The sequence below is a fragment of the Chromohalobacter nigrandesensis genome, assembly GCF_023061285.1.
GTDB lineage: Bacteria > Pseudomonadota > Gammaproteobacteria > Pseudomonadales > Halomonadaceae > Chromohalobacter > Chromohalobacter nigrandesensis.
The window spans coordinates 1-15,218 of sequence record NZ_JAKGAM010000019.1; the positions used below are offsets into that span (position 1 = coordinate 1).

The 15,218-nt window shown below is 58.6% G+C and carries 11 protein-coding genes and 4 tRNA genes; all 15 read left to right on the forward strand.

Annotation, left to right across the window (positions count from 1 at the left end; translation table 11 throughout):
* The first annotated feature begins 161 nt into the window (after positions 1-161).
* The 15 genes from L1073_RS16065 to rpsL all read left to right on the forward strand — a co-directional run bounded on the left by L1073_RS16065 (position 162) and on the right by rpsL (position 15,133).
* Positions 162-1,142, forward strand: coding sequence for a biotin--[acetyl-CoA-carboxylase] ligase (locus L1073_RS16065; RefSeq protein ID WP_246900982.1), 981 nt, complete (start codon positions 162-164; stop codon positions 1,140-1,142).
* Entirely contained in the window at positions 1,139-1,978 is an 840-nt protein-coding gene (locus L1073_RS16070) for a type III pantothenate kinase (protein ID WP_246900985.1), read from the forward strand. The genes L1073_RS16065 and L1073_RS16070 overlap by 4 nt, the downstream gene beginning before the upstream one ends.
* Before the next feature lie 105 nt (positions 1,979-2,083).
* A tRNA-Tyr gene (locus L1073_RS16075) sits at positions 2,084-2,167 on the forward strand.
* A 50-nt stretch (positions 2,168-2,217) separates the two neighbouring features.
* Positions 2,218-2,291 (forward strand) — tRNA-Gly (locus L1073_RS16080).
* A gap of 6 nt (positions 2,292-2,297) precedes the next feature.
* Positions 2,298-2,372, forward strand: a tRNA-Thr gene (locus tag L1073_RS16085).
* 128 nt (positions 2,373-2,500) lie between these two features.
* Positions 2,501-2,576 (forward strand) — tRNA-Trp (locus L1073_RS16090).
* Between the two features lie 72 nt (positions 2,577-2,648).
* Positions 2,649-3,017 (forward strand): preprotein translocase subunit SecE, encoded by a 369-nt coding sequence (gene secE / locus L1073_RS16095; protein ID WP_246900987.1) that lies wholly within the window; start codon positions 2,649-2,651, stop codon positions 3,015-3,017.
* A gap of 8 nt (positions 3,018-3,025) precedes the next feature.
* Entirely contained in the window at positions 3,026-3,559 is a 534-nt protein-coding gene (nusG, locus tag L1073_RS16100) for a transcription termination/antitermination protein NusG (RefSeq protein WP_246900990.1), read from the forward strand.
* Between the two features lie 103 nt (positions 3,560-3,662).
* A complete protein-coding gene (gene rplK / locus L1073_RS16105) occupies positions 3,663-4,094 on the forward strand; it encodes a 50S ribosomal protein L11 (RefSeq protein ID WP_040239445.1) in 432 nt (143 codons plus the stop codon).
* Positions 4,095-4,096: 2 nt separating this feature from the next.
* Complete coding sequence (gene rplA, locus L1073_RS16110; RefSeq protein WP_246900993.1) at positions 4,097-4,789, forward strand: 50S ribosomal protein L1; 693 nt, start codon at positions 4,097-4,099, stop codon at positions 4,787-4,789.
* Positions 4,790-5,051: 262 nt separating this feature from the next.
* Positions 5,052-5,555 (forward strand): 50S ribosomal protein L10, encoded by a 504-nt coding sequence (gene rplJ / locus L1073_RS16115; protein WP_246900996.1) that lies wholly within the window; start codon positions 5,052-5,054, stop codon positions 5,553-5,555.
* An 83-nt stretch (positions 5,556-5,638) separates the two neighbouring features.
* A complete protein-coding gene (gene rplL / locus L1073_RS16120) occupies positions 5,639-6,010 on the forward strand; it encodes a 50S ribosomal protein L7/L12 (protein WP_246900997.1) in 372 nt (123 codons plus the stop codon).
* 227 nt (positions 6,011-6,237) lie between these two features.
* On the forward strand, positions 6,238-10,314 hold the full coding sequence (rpoB, locus tag L1073_RS16125) for a DNA-directed RNA polymerase subunit beta (RefSeq protein ID WP_246901000.1): 4,077 nt from the start codon (positions 6,238-6,240) through the stop codon (positions 10,312-10,314).
* A gap of 78 nt (positions 10,315-10,392) precedes the next feature.
* Positions 10,393-14,610, forward strand: coding sequence for a DNA-directed RNA polymerase subunit beta' (gene rpoC, locus L1073_RS16130; protein ID WP_246901003.1), 4,218 nt, complete (start codon positions 10,393-10,395; stop codon positions 14,608-14,610).
* 148 nt (positions 14,611-14,758) lie between these two features.
* Entirely contained in the window at positions 14,759-15,133 is a 375-nt protein-coding gene (gene rpsL / locus L1073_RS16135) for a 30S ribosomal protein S12 (protein WP_040239433.1), read from the forward strand.
* The last annotated feature ends 85 nt before the right edge of the window (positions 15,134-15,218 follow it).

Here is a 15,218-nt window from a genome sequence, read left to right on the forward strand (position 1 = left end):
TGCGGCCTGAAGATCAGAAAGCAGCAAGTTACAAGAGCAGGGATGCGGTCTACGGCTAAAATGGCTACCTAGAATAATTTGTTGCGCTTTGGTCGGCTATGCTCCCCCGGCGGAGCGCATTTCGATAGAATGGCGTTTTTTTCCCGACGGGGATGATCTGAATGACGATCGGTGATCTGATCCGTTTGCTGAGCGACGGTGAGTATCACTCCGGCGAACAATTGGGCGAGCAACTGGGCGTTTCACGCACGGCGGTCTGGAAGCAGCTCAAAAAGCTGGAGAAAATGGGGTTGCAGCTGGAGGCGGTAAAAGGTCAAGGGTATCGCTTGGCCGCCCCGCTGGACCTATTGTCCGGGCCGGCTATCATCGAGCGCCTGCCGGCAGAACCGCGTCATCATTTGACCCGCCTTTTCGTCGAAGATGCACTACCTTCGACCAACACTTTTTTGCGTGAACGCTTTCAGCAGGGCGCGGGGCATGCCGAGGTATGCTTGGCGGAGAGCCAGGGCGCCGGGCGTGGGCGGCGTGGTCGTCATTGGGTCTGCCCCTGGGGCAGTGGTCTGCTGTTCTCGCTGGGCTGGCGTTTCGATGAAGGTGCGTCGGCGTTGGAAGGCTTGAGTCTGGCCGTGGGCGTGGTGCTGGCCGAAGTGCTGGAACGTCTCTGCGTACCTGTGGTGCTTAAATGGCCCAATGACGTATTGTTGCAGCGTGGCGATAGCACCGCAAAGTTGGCCGGCATCCTACTGGAGGTGAGTGGTGATGTTGCCGGCCCCTGTGAGGTCGTCATCGGCATTGGGTTCAATGTCGCCTTGCCTACCGCCGCAAGAGATAGCGTGGACCAGCCCGTTGCCGCTCTGCATGACGTAAGGTCCGATATTACGCGCAATGACCTGTCTGCATCGTTGGTCGAGGCCCTGCTGGGAATGTTGCCTCTTTTCGAGCAGCATGGCTTCGAGCCGTGGCGTAATGCGTGGAACAGTCGCAATGCCTATGCAGGGCGCGAGGTGGATGTCACTCAGGGTGGGCATACCTATGCGGCTGTTGCCAAGGGCGTGGACGCCACCGGGAACTTGCAAGTCGATGTGAATGGCGAAGTCCGGCTGTTAGCCGGTGGTGAAATCAGCTTGCGCGTGCGCTCATGATTTTAGATCTCGATATCGGCAATACCTTGTCGAAGTGGCGCCTGAAGGATGTCGCGAGCAGCGAAATTCGTTCTCGAGGGGCCGTCTGGACGCGGGAAGAATGGCGCCCCGGTGCCGACATACCAGATCTCGATGTCGTAGAGGCTGTGCGTATCTCGAGCGTCGCGCGTGAATCCGTATTGCGCGATACCGTGACGTTACTGCGGCGCCAGGTCGGTGTGGTGCATGTGGCGCGCTCTACCCCCGAAGCGCTTGGTGTCAGCTGTGGTTACGATGAGCCCGGGCGTCTTGGCGTCGATCGCTGGATGGGGGTGCTTGCCGGCTATCAGTTGACCGGGGGCTGCTGTAGTGTCGATTGTGGCAGCGCCATCACGATGGATTTTGTGCTGCCCGGTGGGCGCCATCTGGGAGGGTATATCATTCCTGGGCTGCGCTTGATGAAGGAAAGCCTCAAGCTGGGGACGCGTAACGTGACCATTGATCCCGACAGTGAGGCAGATGAGCTCCTGGCGCCGGGGCACAATACGGTCGAGGCAGTCAATCACGGTATCTATATGTCGGCGGTGAGCGCTGTTAATCGTATCTATAGCGAAGTGTGCGATCGAGAAGGCGTGGCGCTACCTCTGCTGCTGACAGGAGGTGATGCCCGGGTGGTGTCACGCGGGCTGCGTATCCCGCATGCAGTCTGGCCGGATATGGTCTATGCCGGGCTTGAAACATGCTATCCGCTGACGGCGGCGGAGCGCGCTGGGCGACTAGCAGGGGCGCCGTTGCCGCCTGCTGTTCCACCCCTGGAAAAAGTCCGGGCCGGACTTGCATACTCAATGCTGCTTTGACACAATATTGCGCGTTTCGAGTCGACGGGCTCATGGCGAGAGAAAAGCATTGTAAATTAAGTGCTTGACACAATTCTCAAAAGCCGTATAATTCGTCGCCACGTTGGAGGGGTTCCCGAGTGGCCAAAGGGAGCAGACTGTAAATCTGCCGCGAAAGCTTCGAAGGTTCGAATCCTTCCCCCTCCACCAGATCATATGCTTGACCGTCAGTCCGTAGGGCACAAGCGACGAGTGGGCAGGCGGGCATAGTTCAATGGTAGAACCTCAGCCTTCCAAGCTGATGATGCGGGTTCGATCCCCGCTGCCCGCTCCAGATTATGCTCATGTAGCTCAGGGGTAGAGCACACCCTTGGTAAGGGTGAGGTCGACGGTTCAAATCCGTCCATGAGCTCCATTGTTGGGCGAGGCTAGTTTCTCGTCTTGATACGATACAATTGGGTTGCCTTCCTGGTTGTAGTTAGCTAACATGACGCGCGCTGTAGCAAAACGCTACCGGTGGAGTGTCAGGTTGCAGGGCAGTATAGGCCAGTAGCTCAATTGGCAGAGCAGCGGTCTCCAAAACCGCAGGTTGGGGGTTCGATTCCCTCCTGGCCTGCCAGCCTTCCTCAGTGCTGGTTCTTCCTTTATTCTTTCTTGTTACGCTTGCCGCGCCTTTAGGAGTTCCTTTTCCATGAAACAAAGCGCCGAGGTGCAAGAGTCGCGTTTCGATGCGGCTAGATGGGCGGTCGCCGTCGTTCTTGTCGTTGTGGCGGTGGCAGGCAATGCGTATTTTGCCGATCAAGCGCTGCTGTATCGCGTCATAGGCGTCGTTGTGCTTGGTGTGGCCGCTGCAGCAGTGGCCTTGACCACGACCAAGGGGCGCGAATTGACAGAGCTGGCGCGTGGGTCGCGTAAGGAAATCCAGCGTGTAGTGTGGCCGACGCGTCCCGAGACTATTCAGACTACTGCGATCGTCTTGGTGGCCGTGGTGTTGGTCGGCATTCTCTTGTGGCTGATCGATACGCTTCTCGGCTGGGCCATGTCCGGCATCATAGGTTAGGAGTTTTCATGTCCAAGCGTTGGTACGTTGTCCACGCCTACTCCGGTTTCGAAAAGCATGTGATGCGTTCTCTCAATGAGCGCGTCAAGATGTATGGCATGGAAGATCAGTTTGGCGAAATTCTGGTGCCGACCGAAGAAGTCGTCGAGATGCGCGACGGTAAGCGCCGCAAGAGCGAGCGCAAGTTCTATCCCGGCTATGTACTGGTCGAGATGGAAATGACCGACGCCACCTGGCACTTGGTGAATGAGACACCGCGTGTCATGGGGTTCATTGGCGGTACCCCGGAAAAGCCGGCGCCGATTACGCAAAAAGAAGCGGATGGCATCTTGCGTCGCGTGCAGGATGGTACGGACAAGCCGCGTCCCAAAACGCTCTTCGATCCGGGCGAAACCGTGCGTGTCGTGGATGGCCCTTTTGCCGATTTCAACGGCGTAGTGGAAGAGGTCAACTACGAGAAAAGCCGCTTGCATGTCAGCGTGCTGATCTTCGGGCGCTCGACGCCGGTCGAACTCGAGTTCGCTCAGGTCGAAAAAGACTGAATTCAAGACGCCGGCTCGGTAGTAGCCGGTGCATGTCGTAAAGACCTTCGGGTCTTGTTGAAACGGGGAGCCGCAAGGCGTTAGCACCCAACTGGAGTCCAATATGGCGAAAAAAGTACAGGCCTATATCAAGCTGCAGGTCGCAGCGGGTAAGGCCAATCCGAGTCCCCCCGTGGGCCCCGCGCTGGGTCAGCACGGCGTTAATATCATGGAGTTCTGCAAGACGTTTAACGCCGAGACTCAGGATATTGAGCCGGGTCTTCCGACGCCGGTCGTGATCACGGTCTATTCTGATCGCAGCTTCACGTTCATCACCAAGACGCCGCCCGCAGCAGTGCTGTTGAAGAAAGCAGCGGGAATCAAGTCAGGCTCTGGCGTGCCGAACAAGACCAAGGTCGGTACCGTGACACGTGAGCAGCTGGAAGAAATTGCCAAGACCAAGGAGCCTGATTTGACGGCTTCGGACCTTGATGCAGCTGTCCGTACCATCGCAGGCAGTGCCCGTAGCATGGGTCTCAACGTGGAGGGTCTCTGATCATGGCCAAGCTTACCAAGCGCGCACAGATGCTCAGCGAAAAGGTAGACAGCTCCAAGGTATATAACCTGGAAGAAGCTGTTGCCCTTTTGTCTGAAGTGTCTACGGTCAAGTTCAAGGAATCCGTCGAGGTATCGATCAATCTCGGCGTTGATCCGCGTAAATCCGACCAAGTTGTACGTGGCGCAACCGTCATGCCTAACGGTACGGGCAAGACCGCTCGTGTTGCTGTCTTTGCGCAAGGCGCTGCTGCCGATGCCGCGAAAGAGGCTGGCGCCGATGTCGTGGGAATGGACGAGCTGGCAGCTGACGTCAAGAAAGGCAATATGGATTTCGATGTGGTGATTGCCGCACCGGACGCCATGCGTGTCGTTGGGCAACTTGGCCAGATTCTCGGTCCACGTGGGCTGATGCCCAACCCCAAGGTCGGTACCGTAACGCCTGATGTCGCCACTGCCGTGAAGAACGCGAAGGCAGGCCAGGTGCGCTTCCGTACCGACAAGAACGGCATCATTCACGCCGCCATCGGTAAGGTGGATTTCGACGCTAGTGCTATCAAGGGCAACCTCGATGCATTGATCGGTGATCTCAAGCGTCTCAAGCCGAGTACTTCCAAGGGCATCTACTTCAAGAAAATCACCCTGTCCACTACCATGGGACCAGGGTTGACTGTGGATCACACACCTTTCGTGTGAGTCACGGAAAAAGGCAGTAACTTTGCGGTCCCCGTACACGACGCTTAGACGTGGCGGCGGGGCACCGTCAAAGACCGCAGGTGCCGTGCTTCTTCGAGAGGCGCGGCTTAATGGAGATCAAGAGCCGCCTGCGCAGATGGTGTAGCCGCCAGTCTTCTGGTGAGCACCATCATCCCGGCCCCCTCTCGCGGCAAGCGAAGATAGGGGAGATGGTAACCACTGGAACGCCCTCTCAGGCGTCCGGTACGAAGGAGTGATCACTGTGCCATTAGCACTCGAAGGCAAGAAAGCGATCGTTGCCGAGGTCAGTGAAGCTGCACAAGATGCGCTCTCCGTCGTCGTTGCCGATTCTCGCGGTGTGGCGGTAAGCGCCATGACCGATCTGCGCAAGCAGGCACGCGAGAATGGTGTGCAGATTCGTGTTGTGCGCAACACGCTGGCACGCCGCGCCCTCGAAGGTACTCCTTGGGAGTGCCTCAACGAGACTTTCTCGGGTCCGACCATGCTGGCCTTTTCCTATGAGCATCCGGGCGCTGCCGCTCGCCTGTTCAAGGAGTTCGCCAAAAATGAGAAAGATTTCGAGATTAAGGCGCTGGCATACGAAGGCGAGTTCATCCCGGCTTCCGATCTTGATCGCCTGGCGACGCTGCCGACACATGATGAAGCCATCGCCAAGCTGATGTCCGTCATGAAGGAAGCATCGGCTGGCAAGCTGGTTCGTACACTCGCTGCGTTGCGTGACCAAAAGCAGGAAGAAGCTGCCTAAAGGCAGACTGAACCGCACTGGCACCAATACTGTATCAATGAGCCCTCATAATATGAGGCTCCCGCAAAGTTAGGAATTTGACAATGGCACTGACTCAAGAAGATATCATCAACGCCGTCGCCGAAATGTCCGTCATGGAAGTGGCTGAGCTAGTTTCCGCGATGGAAGAGAAGTTCGGTGTTTCTGCGGCTGCCGCTGTTGTGGCTGGCCCGGGTGGCGGCGAAGGCGAAGAGGTTGAAGAGCAGACTGAGTTCGACCTGGTGCTGACTGGCGCTGGTGAGAAGAAGGTCAACGTCATCAAGGTGGTTCGTGAAATCACCGGTCTGGGCCTCAAGGAAGCCAAGGCAGCCGTCGACGGTGTCCCGGCAACCCTCAAAGAAGGCATGTCCAAGGAAGATGGCGAAGAAGCCAAGACCAAGTTGGAAGAAGCTGGCGCATCCGTGGAACTCAAGTAATTCCGGTGACCATGGCTTTACGCGCTGCGTGAGCTTCATGGCTGGCGGCGGGCTTTCCCGCTGCCGGCCTTTTTCTGTTGCTGCTAGCCAGAATGCCAGATGTCTGAAGAGACGAATTCCGACGGCGAGCTCTCGTAAGAGCTTGCCGTCAGCGCCTGACGGGAAGTCCCTTCAGGCGGCGCCGACCACGCACCGGTCACCCAAGGTGAACAAGCTGGGGAATACAGATGGCTTACTCATACACTGAGAAAAAACGCATCCGCAAGGATTTCGGCAAACTGCCACAAGTAATGGATGTGCCTTACCTGCTGGCCATTCAGCTTGATTCCTACTACGACTTCCTCCAGCAGGACCGGGCGATTGAAGAACGCCTCGACGTCGGCTTGCATGCTGCTTTCAAGTCCGTGTTCCCTATCGAGAGCTTTTCCGGCAATGCCGCTCTCGAGTATGTCAGCTACCGCTTTGGCACATCGGCATTCGATGTCAAGGAATGCCAGCTGCGTGGCGTGACCTATTCGGCGCCGCTGCGGGTCAAGGTGCGCTTGATCATCTACGATAAGGACTCGTCCAACAAGGCGATCAAGGACATTAAAGAGCAGGAAGTCTACATGGGGGAAATCCCCCTGATGACTGAAAACGGTACCTTCGTCGTCAATGGTACCGAACGTGTCATCGTCTCCCAGCTCCACCGCTCGCCGGGAGTGTTCTTCGACCACGACAAGGGCAAGAGTCACTCGTCCGGTAAGCTGCTGTACTCCGCGCGTATCATCCCGTATCGCGGCTCTTGGCTGGATTTCGAGTTCGATCCCAAGGACAACGTCTACGTCCGTATCGACCGTCGCCGCAAGCTGCCGGCCACGGTATTGCTGCGCGCGTTAGGCATGAGTGCCGAGGAGATCCTCGAGACGTTCTTCGACACCAGTATCTTTCATATCGAGAAGAAGGGTTTCAGCGTCGAGCTGGTGCCGTCACGGCTGCGTGGTGAAACGGCAACCTTCGATATTCAGGATGGTGAAGGCAACCTCATCGTCGAGGAAGGTCGCCGGATTACCCAGAAGCATATTCGCCAGATGGAAAAAGCCGGCCTTGAGCGTCTCGATGTGCCGATGGAATATCTGTTCGGCAAGACGCTGGCCAAGGATCAGGTCGATCCGAATACCGGTGAGCTGGTGTGCGAATGCAATACGGAAATCACCCCTGAGTTGCTTGAAACGCTTGGCCAGGCGGGCATTACCACGCTCGAGACGTTGTATACCAACGATCTCGACGCGGGCTCGTTTATCTCCGATACGCTGAAGATCGATACCACGCGCTCTCAACTCGAGGCACTGGTCGAGATCTATCGCATGATGCGCCCCGGGGAGCCGCCGACCAAGGAAGCAGCCGAGACGCTGTTCCACAATCTGTTCTTCACCGAGGACCGCTACGACCTGTCGGGCGTCGGTCGCATGAAATTCAATCGCCGCCTGCGTCATGAAGGGGACAAGGGCTCCGGGATTCTCGATAAACCGGATATCCTCGACGTCCTGCGGGAAATGATCAATATCCGTAACGGCTTTGGTGACGTCGATGATATCGACCACCTGGGCAACCGCCGTATTCGTTGCGTCGGCGAGATGGCGGAAAACCAGTTCCGCGTAGGGCTGGTGCGCGTCGAGCGCGCGGTCAAGGAGCGTCTCTCCATGGCGGAGAGTGAAGGCCTGATGCCGCAGGATTTGATCAATGCCAAGCCGGTGGCAGCCGCAGTGAAGGAGTTCTTCGGTTCTTCGCAGCTGTCCCAGTTCATGGACCAGAACAACCCGCTCTCCGAGGTCACGCACAAGCGCCGTGTTTCCGCGCTGGGGCCGGGTGGCTTGACCCGCGAGCGTGCCGGCTTCGAAGTGCGCGACGTTCACGCCACGCACTACGGGCGTCTGTGCCCGATCGAAACGCCGGAAGGTCCTAATATCGGCCTGATCAACTCGCTGGCGACTTACAGTCACACCAATAGCTACGGCTTCCTGGAAACACCGTATCGCAAGGTGAGTGACCGTCAGGTTACCGACGAGGTCGTGCATCTGTCGGCCATTGAGGAGGGTGACTTCGTTATCGCCCAGGCGTCGGCGACGGTGGACGAAGATGGCAAGTTGGTCGACGACCTGGTTCAGGTACGCCACCGCGGCGAGACGACCTTCATGGCACCGGATAAGGTCACGTTGATGGACGTGTCGCCGCGTCAGGTAGTTTCCGTGGCTGCAGCGTTGATCCCGTTCCTCGAGCACGATGACGCCAACCGTGCCTTGATGGGCTCGAACATGCAGCGTCAGGCCGTGCCGACCCTGCGTGCCGAGAAGCCGCTGGTCGGTACGGGCATGGAGCGTTTCGTGGCGCGCGACTCCGGTGTCTGTGCGATCGCACGGCGCGGCGGAGTGATCGACTCGGTCGATGCCAAACGCATCGTGGTACGCATCAACGAAGATGAGATCATCGGCGGTGAAGCGGGCGTCGATATCTACAATCTCACCAAGTACCTGCGTTCCAACCAGAACACCTGCATGAACCAGCGCCCGATCGTGCGCCCCGGCGACACCGTGGCAAGCGGCGACATCCTGGCCGATGGGCCTTCCGTCGACATGGGGGATCTGGCACTGGGTCAGAACATGCGCATGGCGTTCATGCCGTGGAACGGCTACAACTTCGAGGATTCCATCCTCATCTCGGAGCGTGTAGTCGAGGAAGACCGCTTCACCAGTATCCATATCCAGGAGCTGACCTGCGTGTCTCGCGACACCAAGCTGGGCGCTGAGGAAATTTCCTCGGACATTCCCAATGTTGGTGAAGCGGCACTCGGCAAGCTCGACGAGGCGGGTATCGTTTATATCGGTGCCGAGGTCGGCCCCGGCGATATCCTGGTCGGTAAGGTCACGCCCAAGGGAGAGACCCAACTGACGCCTGAAGAGAAGCTGCTACGTGCGATCTTCGGCGAGAAGGCGTCCGACGTGAAAGACACGTCGCTGCGTACGGCGACGGGAATGAAAGGCACGGTCATCGACGTGCAGGTCTTTACCCGCGATGGTGTCGAGAAGGATTCGCGCGCCCTGTCCATCGAGCAGAGCCAGCTCGATGAGGTGCGCAAGGATCTTCAGGAAACGTATCGCATTGCCGAAGAAGCTACCTTCGAGCGCCTCAAGCGCACGTTGCTTGGTCAGCCGGTCAACGGCGGTCCCAAGCTCAAGAAGGGCGATATCCTCGATGAGGCCTATCTCGAAGAGCTGCCGCGTAGTCAGTGGTTCAAGTTGCGTATGCAGGACGAGGCGCTCAACGAGCTCTTGGCCCAGGCCGATGAGCAGTTGGAAAAACGCCGCAAAGAGATGGACGAGCGTTTCGAAGACAAGAAGCGCAAGTTGACTCAGGGCGACGACCTGGCGCCGGGCGTGCTCAAGATCGTCAAGGTCTACCTCGCCGTGAAGCGGCGCATCCAGTCGGGTGACAAGATGGCTGGCCGCCACGGTAACAAGGGTGTCATTTCATCGATCATGCCCGTCGAGGATATGCCGTTCGATGACAATGGCGAGCCGGTCGACATAGTGCTCAATCCGTTGGGTGTGCCCTCGCGCATGAACGTCGGTCAGGTCCTCGAGACGCACCTGGGGATGGCGGCCTGGGGGCTCGGGGTGAGGGTCGACGAGATGTTGCGCGAGGCACGCCAGCAGCAGGTGGCGGAGATTCGCGACTTCCTGGGGCAAGTGTACAACACTGCCGAGACGCGCCAGGAAGATATCGACTCGCTCAGCGATGATGAAATCATCACCCTGGCGAAGAATCTGCGTAATGGCGTACCAGTGGCGACGCCGGTTTTCGATGGTGCCAAGGAGCACGAAATCAAGCATCTCCTGAGCCTGGCCAACCTGCCGGATTCCGGCCAGATGACGCTCTACGATGGGCGTACGGGCGAAAACTTCGATCGCCCCGTGACGGTGGGCTACATGTACATGCTCAAGCTCAACCACCTGGTCGACGACAAGATGCACGCGCGTTCCACCGGCTCGTACTCGCTGGTGACCCAGCAACCGCTGGGCGGCAAGGCACAGTTCGGCGGACAACGCTTTGGTGAGATGGAGGTCTGGGCGCTGGAAGCCTATGGCGCGGCCTATACCTTGCAGGAAATGCTGACCGTCAAGTCCGACGACGTCGAAGGCCGCACCAAGATGTACAAGAACATCGTCGACGGCGACCACTCGATGCAGGCAGGCATGCCGGAATCCTTCAACGTATTGGTGAAGGAAATCCGCTCGCTGGGTATTGATATCGAGCTGGAAGGCTGAGCGTTTCACGCTGACGAATGACGGTCCGCGGGGCCCTACAGGCCCCGCTCATGACAACTCCGCTACGGAGCCGACCCCATGAAAGATTTGGTGAAAGTCCTCAAATCGCAGGCACAGTCCGAAGAATTCGACGCGATCAAGATTACGCTCGCGTCGCCGGACTTGATCCGCTCCTGGTCCTACGGCGAGGTCAAAAAGCCTGAGACCATCAACTACCGTACGTTCAAGCCCGAGCGTGATGGCCTGTTCTGTGCCAAGATTTTCGGCCCGGTAAAGGATTACGAGTGCTTGTGCGGTAAGTACAAGCGCATGAAGCATCGTGGCATCATTTGCGAAAAGTGCGGCGTCGAGGTCACAAAGGCTGCCGTGCGCCGCGAGCGTATGGGGCATATCGAACTGGCTGCGCCGGTGGCGCATATCTGGTTCCTCAAGTCGCTGCCGTCACGCATCGGCTTGTTCCTGGACATGACCCTGCGCGATATCGAGCGTGTGCTCTATTTCGAGAGCTTCATGGTCATCGATCCAGGCATGACCACGCTTGAGCGTGGTCAACTGCTCAATGACGAACAGTATTTCGAGGCGCTGGAAGAGTTCGGCGACGACTTCGATGCCCGTATGGGCGCCGAAGCGGTTCAGGTGTTGCTTAAGGACATCGACCTCGGTGAGGAAATTGAGCGCCTGCGCGAGGAAGTGCCGCAGACCAATTCCGAGACGAAGATCAAGAAGCTTTCCAAGCGTTTGAAGTTGCTTGAAGCCTTCTACAAGTCTGGCAACGACCCGGCGTGGATGGTCATGGAAGTGCTGCCGGTATTGCCGCCGGATCTGCGCCCGTTGGTGCCGCTGGATGGTGGCCGTTTCGCGACCTCGGATCTTAACGATCTGTATCGTCGCGTGATCAACCGCAACAACCGCCTGAAGCGGCTGCTCGACCTCAACGCGCCGGATATCATCGTGCGCAACGAGAAGCGCATGCTGCAGGAATCGGTAGATGCGTTGCTGGACAATGGCCGCCGCGGTCGAGCCATCACGGGTTCCAACAAGCGCCCATTGAAGTCGCTGGCTGACATGATCAAGGGTAAGCAGGGGCGTTTCCGCCAGAACCTGCTGGGCAAGCGTGTCGACTATTCAGGCCGCTCGGTGATCACTGTGGGTCCGACGCTGCGTCTGCATCAGTGTGGTCTGCCCAAGAAGATGGCTCTGGAACTGTTCAAGCCGTTCATCTATTCCAAGCTGCAGGCAAATGGCCAGGCGTCGACCATCAAGGCCGCCAAGAAGATGGTCGAGCGCGAGCTACCGGAAGTGTGGGACATTCTCGCCGATGTCATCCGCGAGCATCCGGTCATGCTCAACCGTGCCCCGACGCTGCATCGCTTGGGTATCCAAGCGTTCGAGCCTCTGTTGATCGAAGGCAAGGCGATCCAACTGCATCCGTTGGTGTGCGCGGCGTATAACGCCGACTTCGACGGTGACCAGATGGCCGTGCACGTTCCGCTGACGCTGGAAGCGCAGCTCGAGGCGCGGACGCTGATGATGGCCACCAATAACGTGCTGTCGCCAGCCAACGGTGAGCCCATCATCGTGCCGTCTCAAGATGTGGTGCTGGGTCTTTATTACATGACCCGCGAGAAGATCAATGCCAAGGGCGAAGGCATGGTGTTCGCCAACCTCAAGGAAGTCGAGCGTGCCTTCGGCACCGAAAGCGTGTCGATGCATGCGCGGATCAAGGTCCGCTTGACCGAGCATCTGCCCGAAGTGGAAGGTGGCGAACTGGTCAAGAAACAGTCGATCTTCGATACTACCGTCGGGCGCGCGTTGCTGTTTCGCATTCTGCCCAAGGGCGCCTCGTTCTCGCTGGTCGATCAGCCGATGAAGAAGAAGGCGATCTCGACGCTGATCAACGAGGTGTATCGCAATACAGGCCTCAAGGAAACGGTGATCTTCGCCGACCAGCTGATGTACACCGGGTTTCATCTGGCCACTTGGTCGGGTGCCTCAATCGGCGTCAACGACTTCGTTATCCCCGATTCGAAGAAGGAGATCGTCGACGGAGCCGAGGAAGAGGTGAAGGAAATCGAGGACCAGTTCTCCTCGGGGCTTGTGACCGCCGGCGAGAAGTACAACAAGGTGATCGACATCTGGGCCAAGGCGAATGACAAGGTGGCCAAGGCGATGATGACCGGTATCTCCAAGGAAACCATTACCGATCGCCATGGCGAGCAGGTCGAGCAGGACTCGTTCAACAGTGTCTTCATCATGGCTGACTCCGGGGCCCGTGGTAGTGCCGCCCAGATCCGTCAGTTGGCGGGTATGCGCGGGCTGATGGCGAAGCCGGATGGCTCGATCATCGAGACGCCGATCACCGCCAACTTCCGTGAAGGCCTGAACGTACTGCAGTACTTCATCTCGACGCACGGCGCTCGTAAGGGATTGGCGGATACGGCACTCAAGACCGCCAACTCCGGTTACCTGACGCGTCGACTGGTGGACGTGTCTCAGGACCTTGTGGTGACCGAGGAGGACTGCGGCACGTATGAAGGGCTGACGCTACATCCGGTAATCGAAGGCGGCGACGTCATCGTCTCGCTGGCACAGCGTGTGCTAGGCCGCGTCGTGGCGCAGGATGTCGTCGATCCTGCCAACGACGAGGTGTTGATTCCGCGCGGTACCTTGCTGGATGAGGCGTGGTGCGCCGAGCTCGATACCATGGGCGTGGACGAAATTATCGTGCGCAGCGCGATTACCTGTGAAACGCCGCATGGCGTGTGTGCAGCGTGCTACGGCCGTGACTTGGCGCGTGGTCATCATGTGAATATCGGCGAGGCTGTCGGCGTCATCGCGGCGCAGTCGATCGGCGAGCCGGGCACTCAGCTTACCATGCGTACATTCCACATCGGGGGGGCCGCATCGCGTGCCTCAGCCGTCGATAGTGTGCAGGTCAAGCATGGTGGCACGGTGCGTCTGCACAACATCAAGCATGTCGAGCGCAATGACGGCAAGCTCGTCGTTGTCTCCCGTTCGAGTGCCCTGGCCGTCGCCGACGAGCATGGGCGTGAGCGTGAGTACTACAAGCTGCCGTATGGTGCCGAGCTGTCGGTGCGCGACGGCGACATGGTCGAAGGCGGGACGCCGGTCGCCAAGTGGGACCCTCATATGCATCCGGTCGTGGCCGAGGTCGAGGGCAAGGTTCAGTTCAGCGATATGGAAGAGGGTGTCACCATCCATCGCAGCGTGGACGAGATGACCGGCCTGTCGAATGTCGAGGTGATCGAGACGCCTGCACGTCCGACCTCCGGCCGTGAAAAGCGTCCGATGATCATGCTGCTCGATGATAATGGTGAGCATGTCACGCTGCCGGGCTCCAATACCCCTGTGCAGTACATGCTGCCCGGCAAGGCGATTATCGCAGGCGAAAACGGTGATCAGGTGGGTGTCGGTGAGGTCATTGCGCGCATTCCGGTTGAAGCGTCCGGTAACAAGGACATCACCGGGGGGCTGCCGCGTGTCGCCGACTTGTTCGAGGCACGTAAGCCTAAGGAACCATCTATCCTCGCCGAGGTAACCGGTACCATCAGCTTTGGCAAGGAGACCAAGGGCAAGCGTCGCTTGACGGTCACGCCGGAAGAAGGCGATCCGGTCGAGATGCTGATCCCCAAGTGGCGTCAGATCGGTGTGTTCGAGGGCGAAACGGTGGAGAAAGGCGAAGTCATCTCCGATGGTCCCAGCAACCCCCACGACATTCTGCGCTTGCTTGGAATCGCGGAATTGGCCAAGTACATCACGGCCGAGATCCAGGATGTCTATCGCCTGCAAGGGGTGGTCATCGATGACAAGCACATCGAAGTGGTGGTGCGTCAGATGCTGCGCAAGGCGGAGATCACCGATGCCGGAGATTCCACCTTCATTACCGGCGACCAGGTGGAGTACGTCCGCGTCCTCGAGGAAAATGCACGCCTGGCTCAGGAAGGCAAATTCCCGGCCAAATGCGAGCGTTTGCTGCTGGGTATCACCAAGGCAAGCCTGGCAACCGAGTCGTTCATCTCGGCGGCGTCGTTCCAGGAAACCACGCGCGTATTGACCGAGGCGGCGGTGTCCGGCAAGCGCGACTACCTGCGCGGCCTCAAGGAAAACGTAGTGGTGGGTCGCCTGGTGCCCGCCGGGACTGGGTTGGCGCACCATGCCGAGCGGCGTCGCAAGCGCGAGGATGATGGACACACGGTCAATCCGTCGGCTTCCGATGTCGAACAGGAATTGGGCGCGCAGCTCACCGCGCTGGACGCCGACGACGAAGACCTCTAGGCGTATGCCGTCAAGTCCGGCGTCCTCGTGGCGACGGACTTGACGCGGCTTGTCGCCAGACATTAGAATGCGCAGCCTTTAACAGTGGGGTGGGTACGTCCTGTCCCAATGTTCAAAGGTTTGGCAACCATTGGAGTCAGCTACAGATATGGCAACGATCAATCAGCTCGTGCGCAAGCCGCGCAAGCGCCCGGCCGCCAAGAGCGACGTGCCGGCGCTGCAGTCTTGCCCGCAAAAGCGCGGGGTTTGCACCCGTGTATACACCACCACCCCGAAGAAGCCGAACTCGGCACTGCGTAAGGTTTGCCGCGTGCGCCTGACGAATGGCTACGAAGTCGCTTCCTATATCGGTGGTGAAGGTCATAACCTGCAGGAACACTCCGTGGTCCTGATTCGCGGCGGTCGTGTAAAAGACTTGCCGGGTGTGCGTTATCACACCGTTCGCGGCGCGCTGGATACTTCCGGTGTTCAGAATCGCCGTCAGGGCCGTTCCAAGTACGGTACCAAACGTCCCAAGTCTTGATCGCGAGGCGTTCAAGAATTCAATTGTTGGTCAGATAAGAGTAAGGTCGAGCGCGCGCGGCGTCGTCTCGAGTTTACCTGAAGGA

What these genes read in the sequence shown, in the direction of transcription:
- secE (WP_246900987.1), top strand. Translation starts at nt 2,649, where the DNA reads ATGAAACAAAGCGCCGAGGTGCAAGAGTCGCGTTTCGATGCGGCTAGA.
- rpoB (WP_246901000.1), top strand. Translation starts at nt 6,238, where the DNA reads ATGGCTTACTCATACACTGAGAAAAAACGCATCCGCAAGGATTTCGGC.
- L1073_RS16070 (WP_246900985.1), top strand. Translation starts at nt 1,139, where the DNA reads ATGATTTTAGATCTCGATATCGGCAATACCTTGTCGAAGTGGCGCCTG.
- L1073_RS16065 (WP_246900982.1), top strand. Translation starts at nt 162, where the DNA reads ATGACGATCGGTGATCTGATCCGTTTGCTGAGCGACGGTGAGTATCAC.
- rplA (WP_246900993.1), top strand. Translation starts at nt 4,097, where the DNA reads ATGGCCAAGCTTACCAAGCGCGCACAGATGCTCAGCGAAAAGGTAGAC.
- nusG (WP_246900990.1), top strand. Translation starts at nt 3,026, where the DNA reads ATGTCCAAGCGTTGGTACGTTGTCCACGCCTACTCCGGTTTCGAAAAG.
- rpsL (WP_040239433.1), top strand. Translation starts at nt 14,759, where the DNA reads ATGGCAACGATCAATCAGCTCGTGCGCAAGCCGCGCAAGCGCCCGGCC.
- rpoC (WP_246901003.1), top strand. Translation starts at nt 10,393, where the DNA reads ATGAAAGATTTGGTGAAAGTCCTCAAATCGCAGGCACAGTCCGAAGAA.
- rplK (WP_040239445.1), top strand. Translation starts at nt 3,663, where the DNA reads ATGGCGAAAAAAGTACAGGCCTATATCAAGCTGCAGGTCGCAGCGGGT.
- rplL (WP_246900997.1), top strand. Translation starts at nt 5,639, where the DNA reads ATGGCACTGACTCAAGAAGATATCATCAACGCCGTCGCCGAAATGTCC.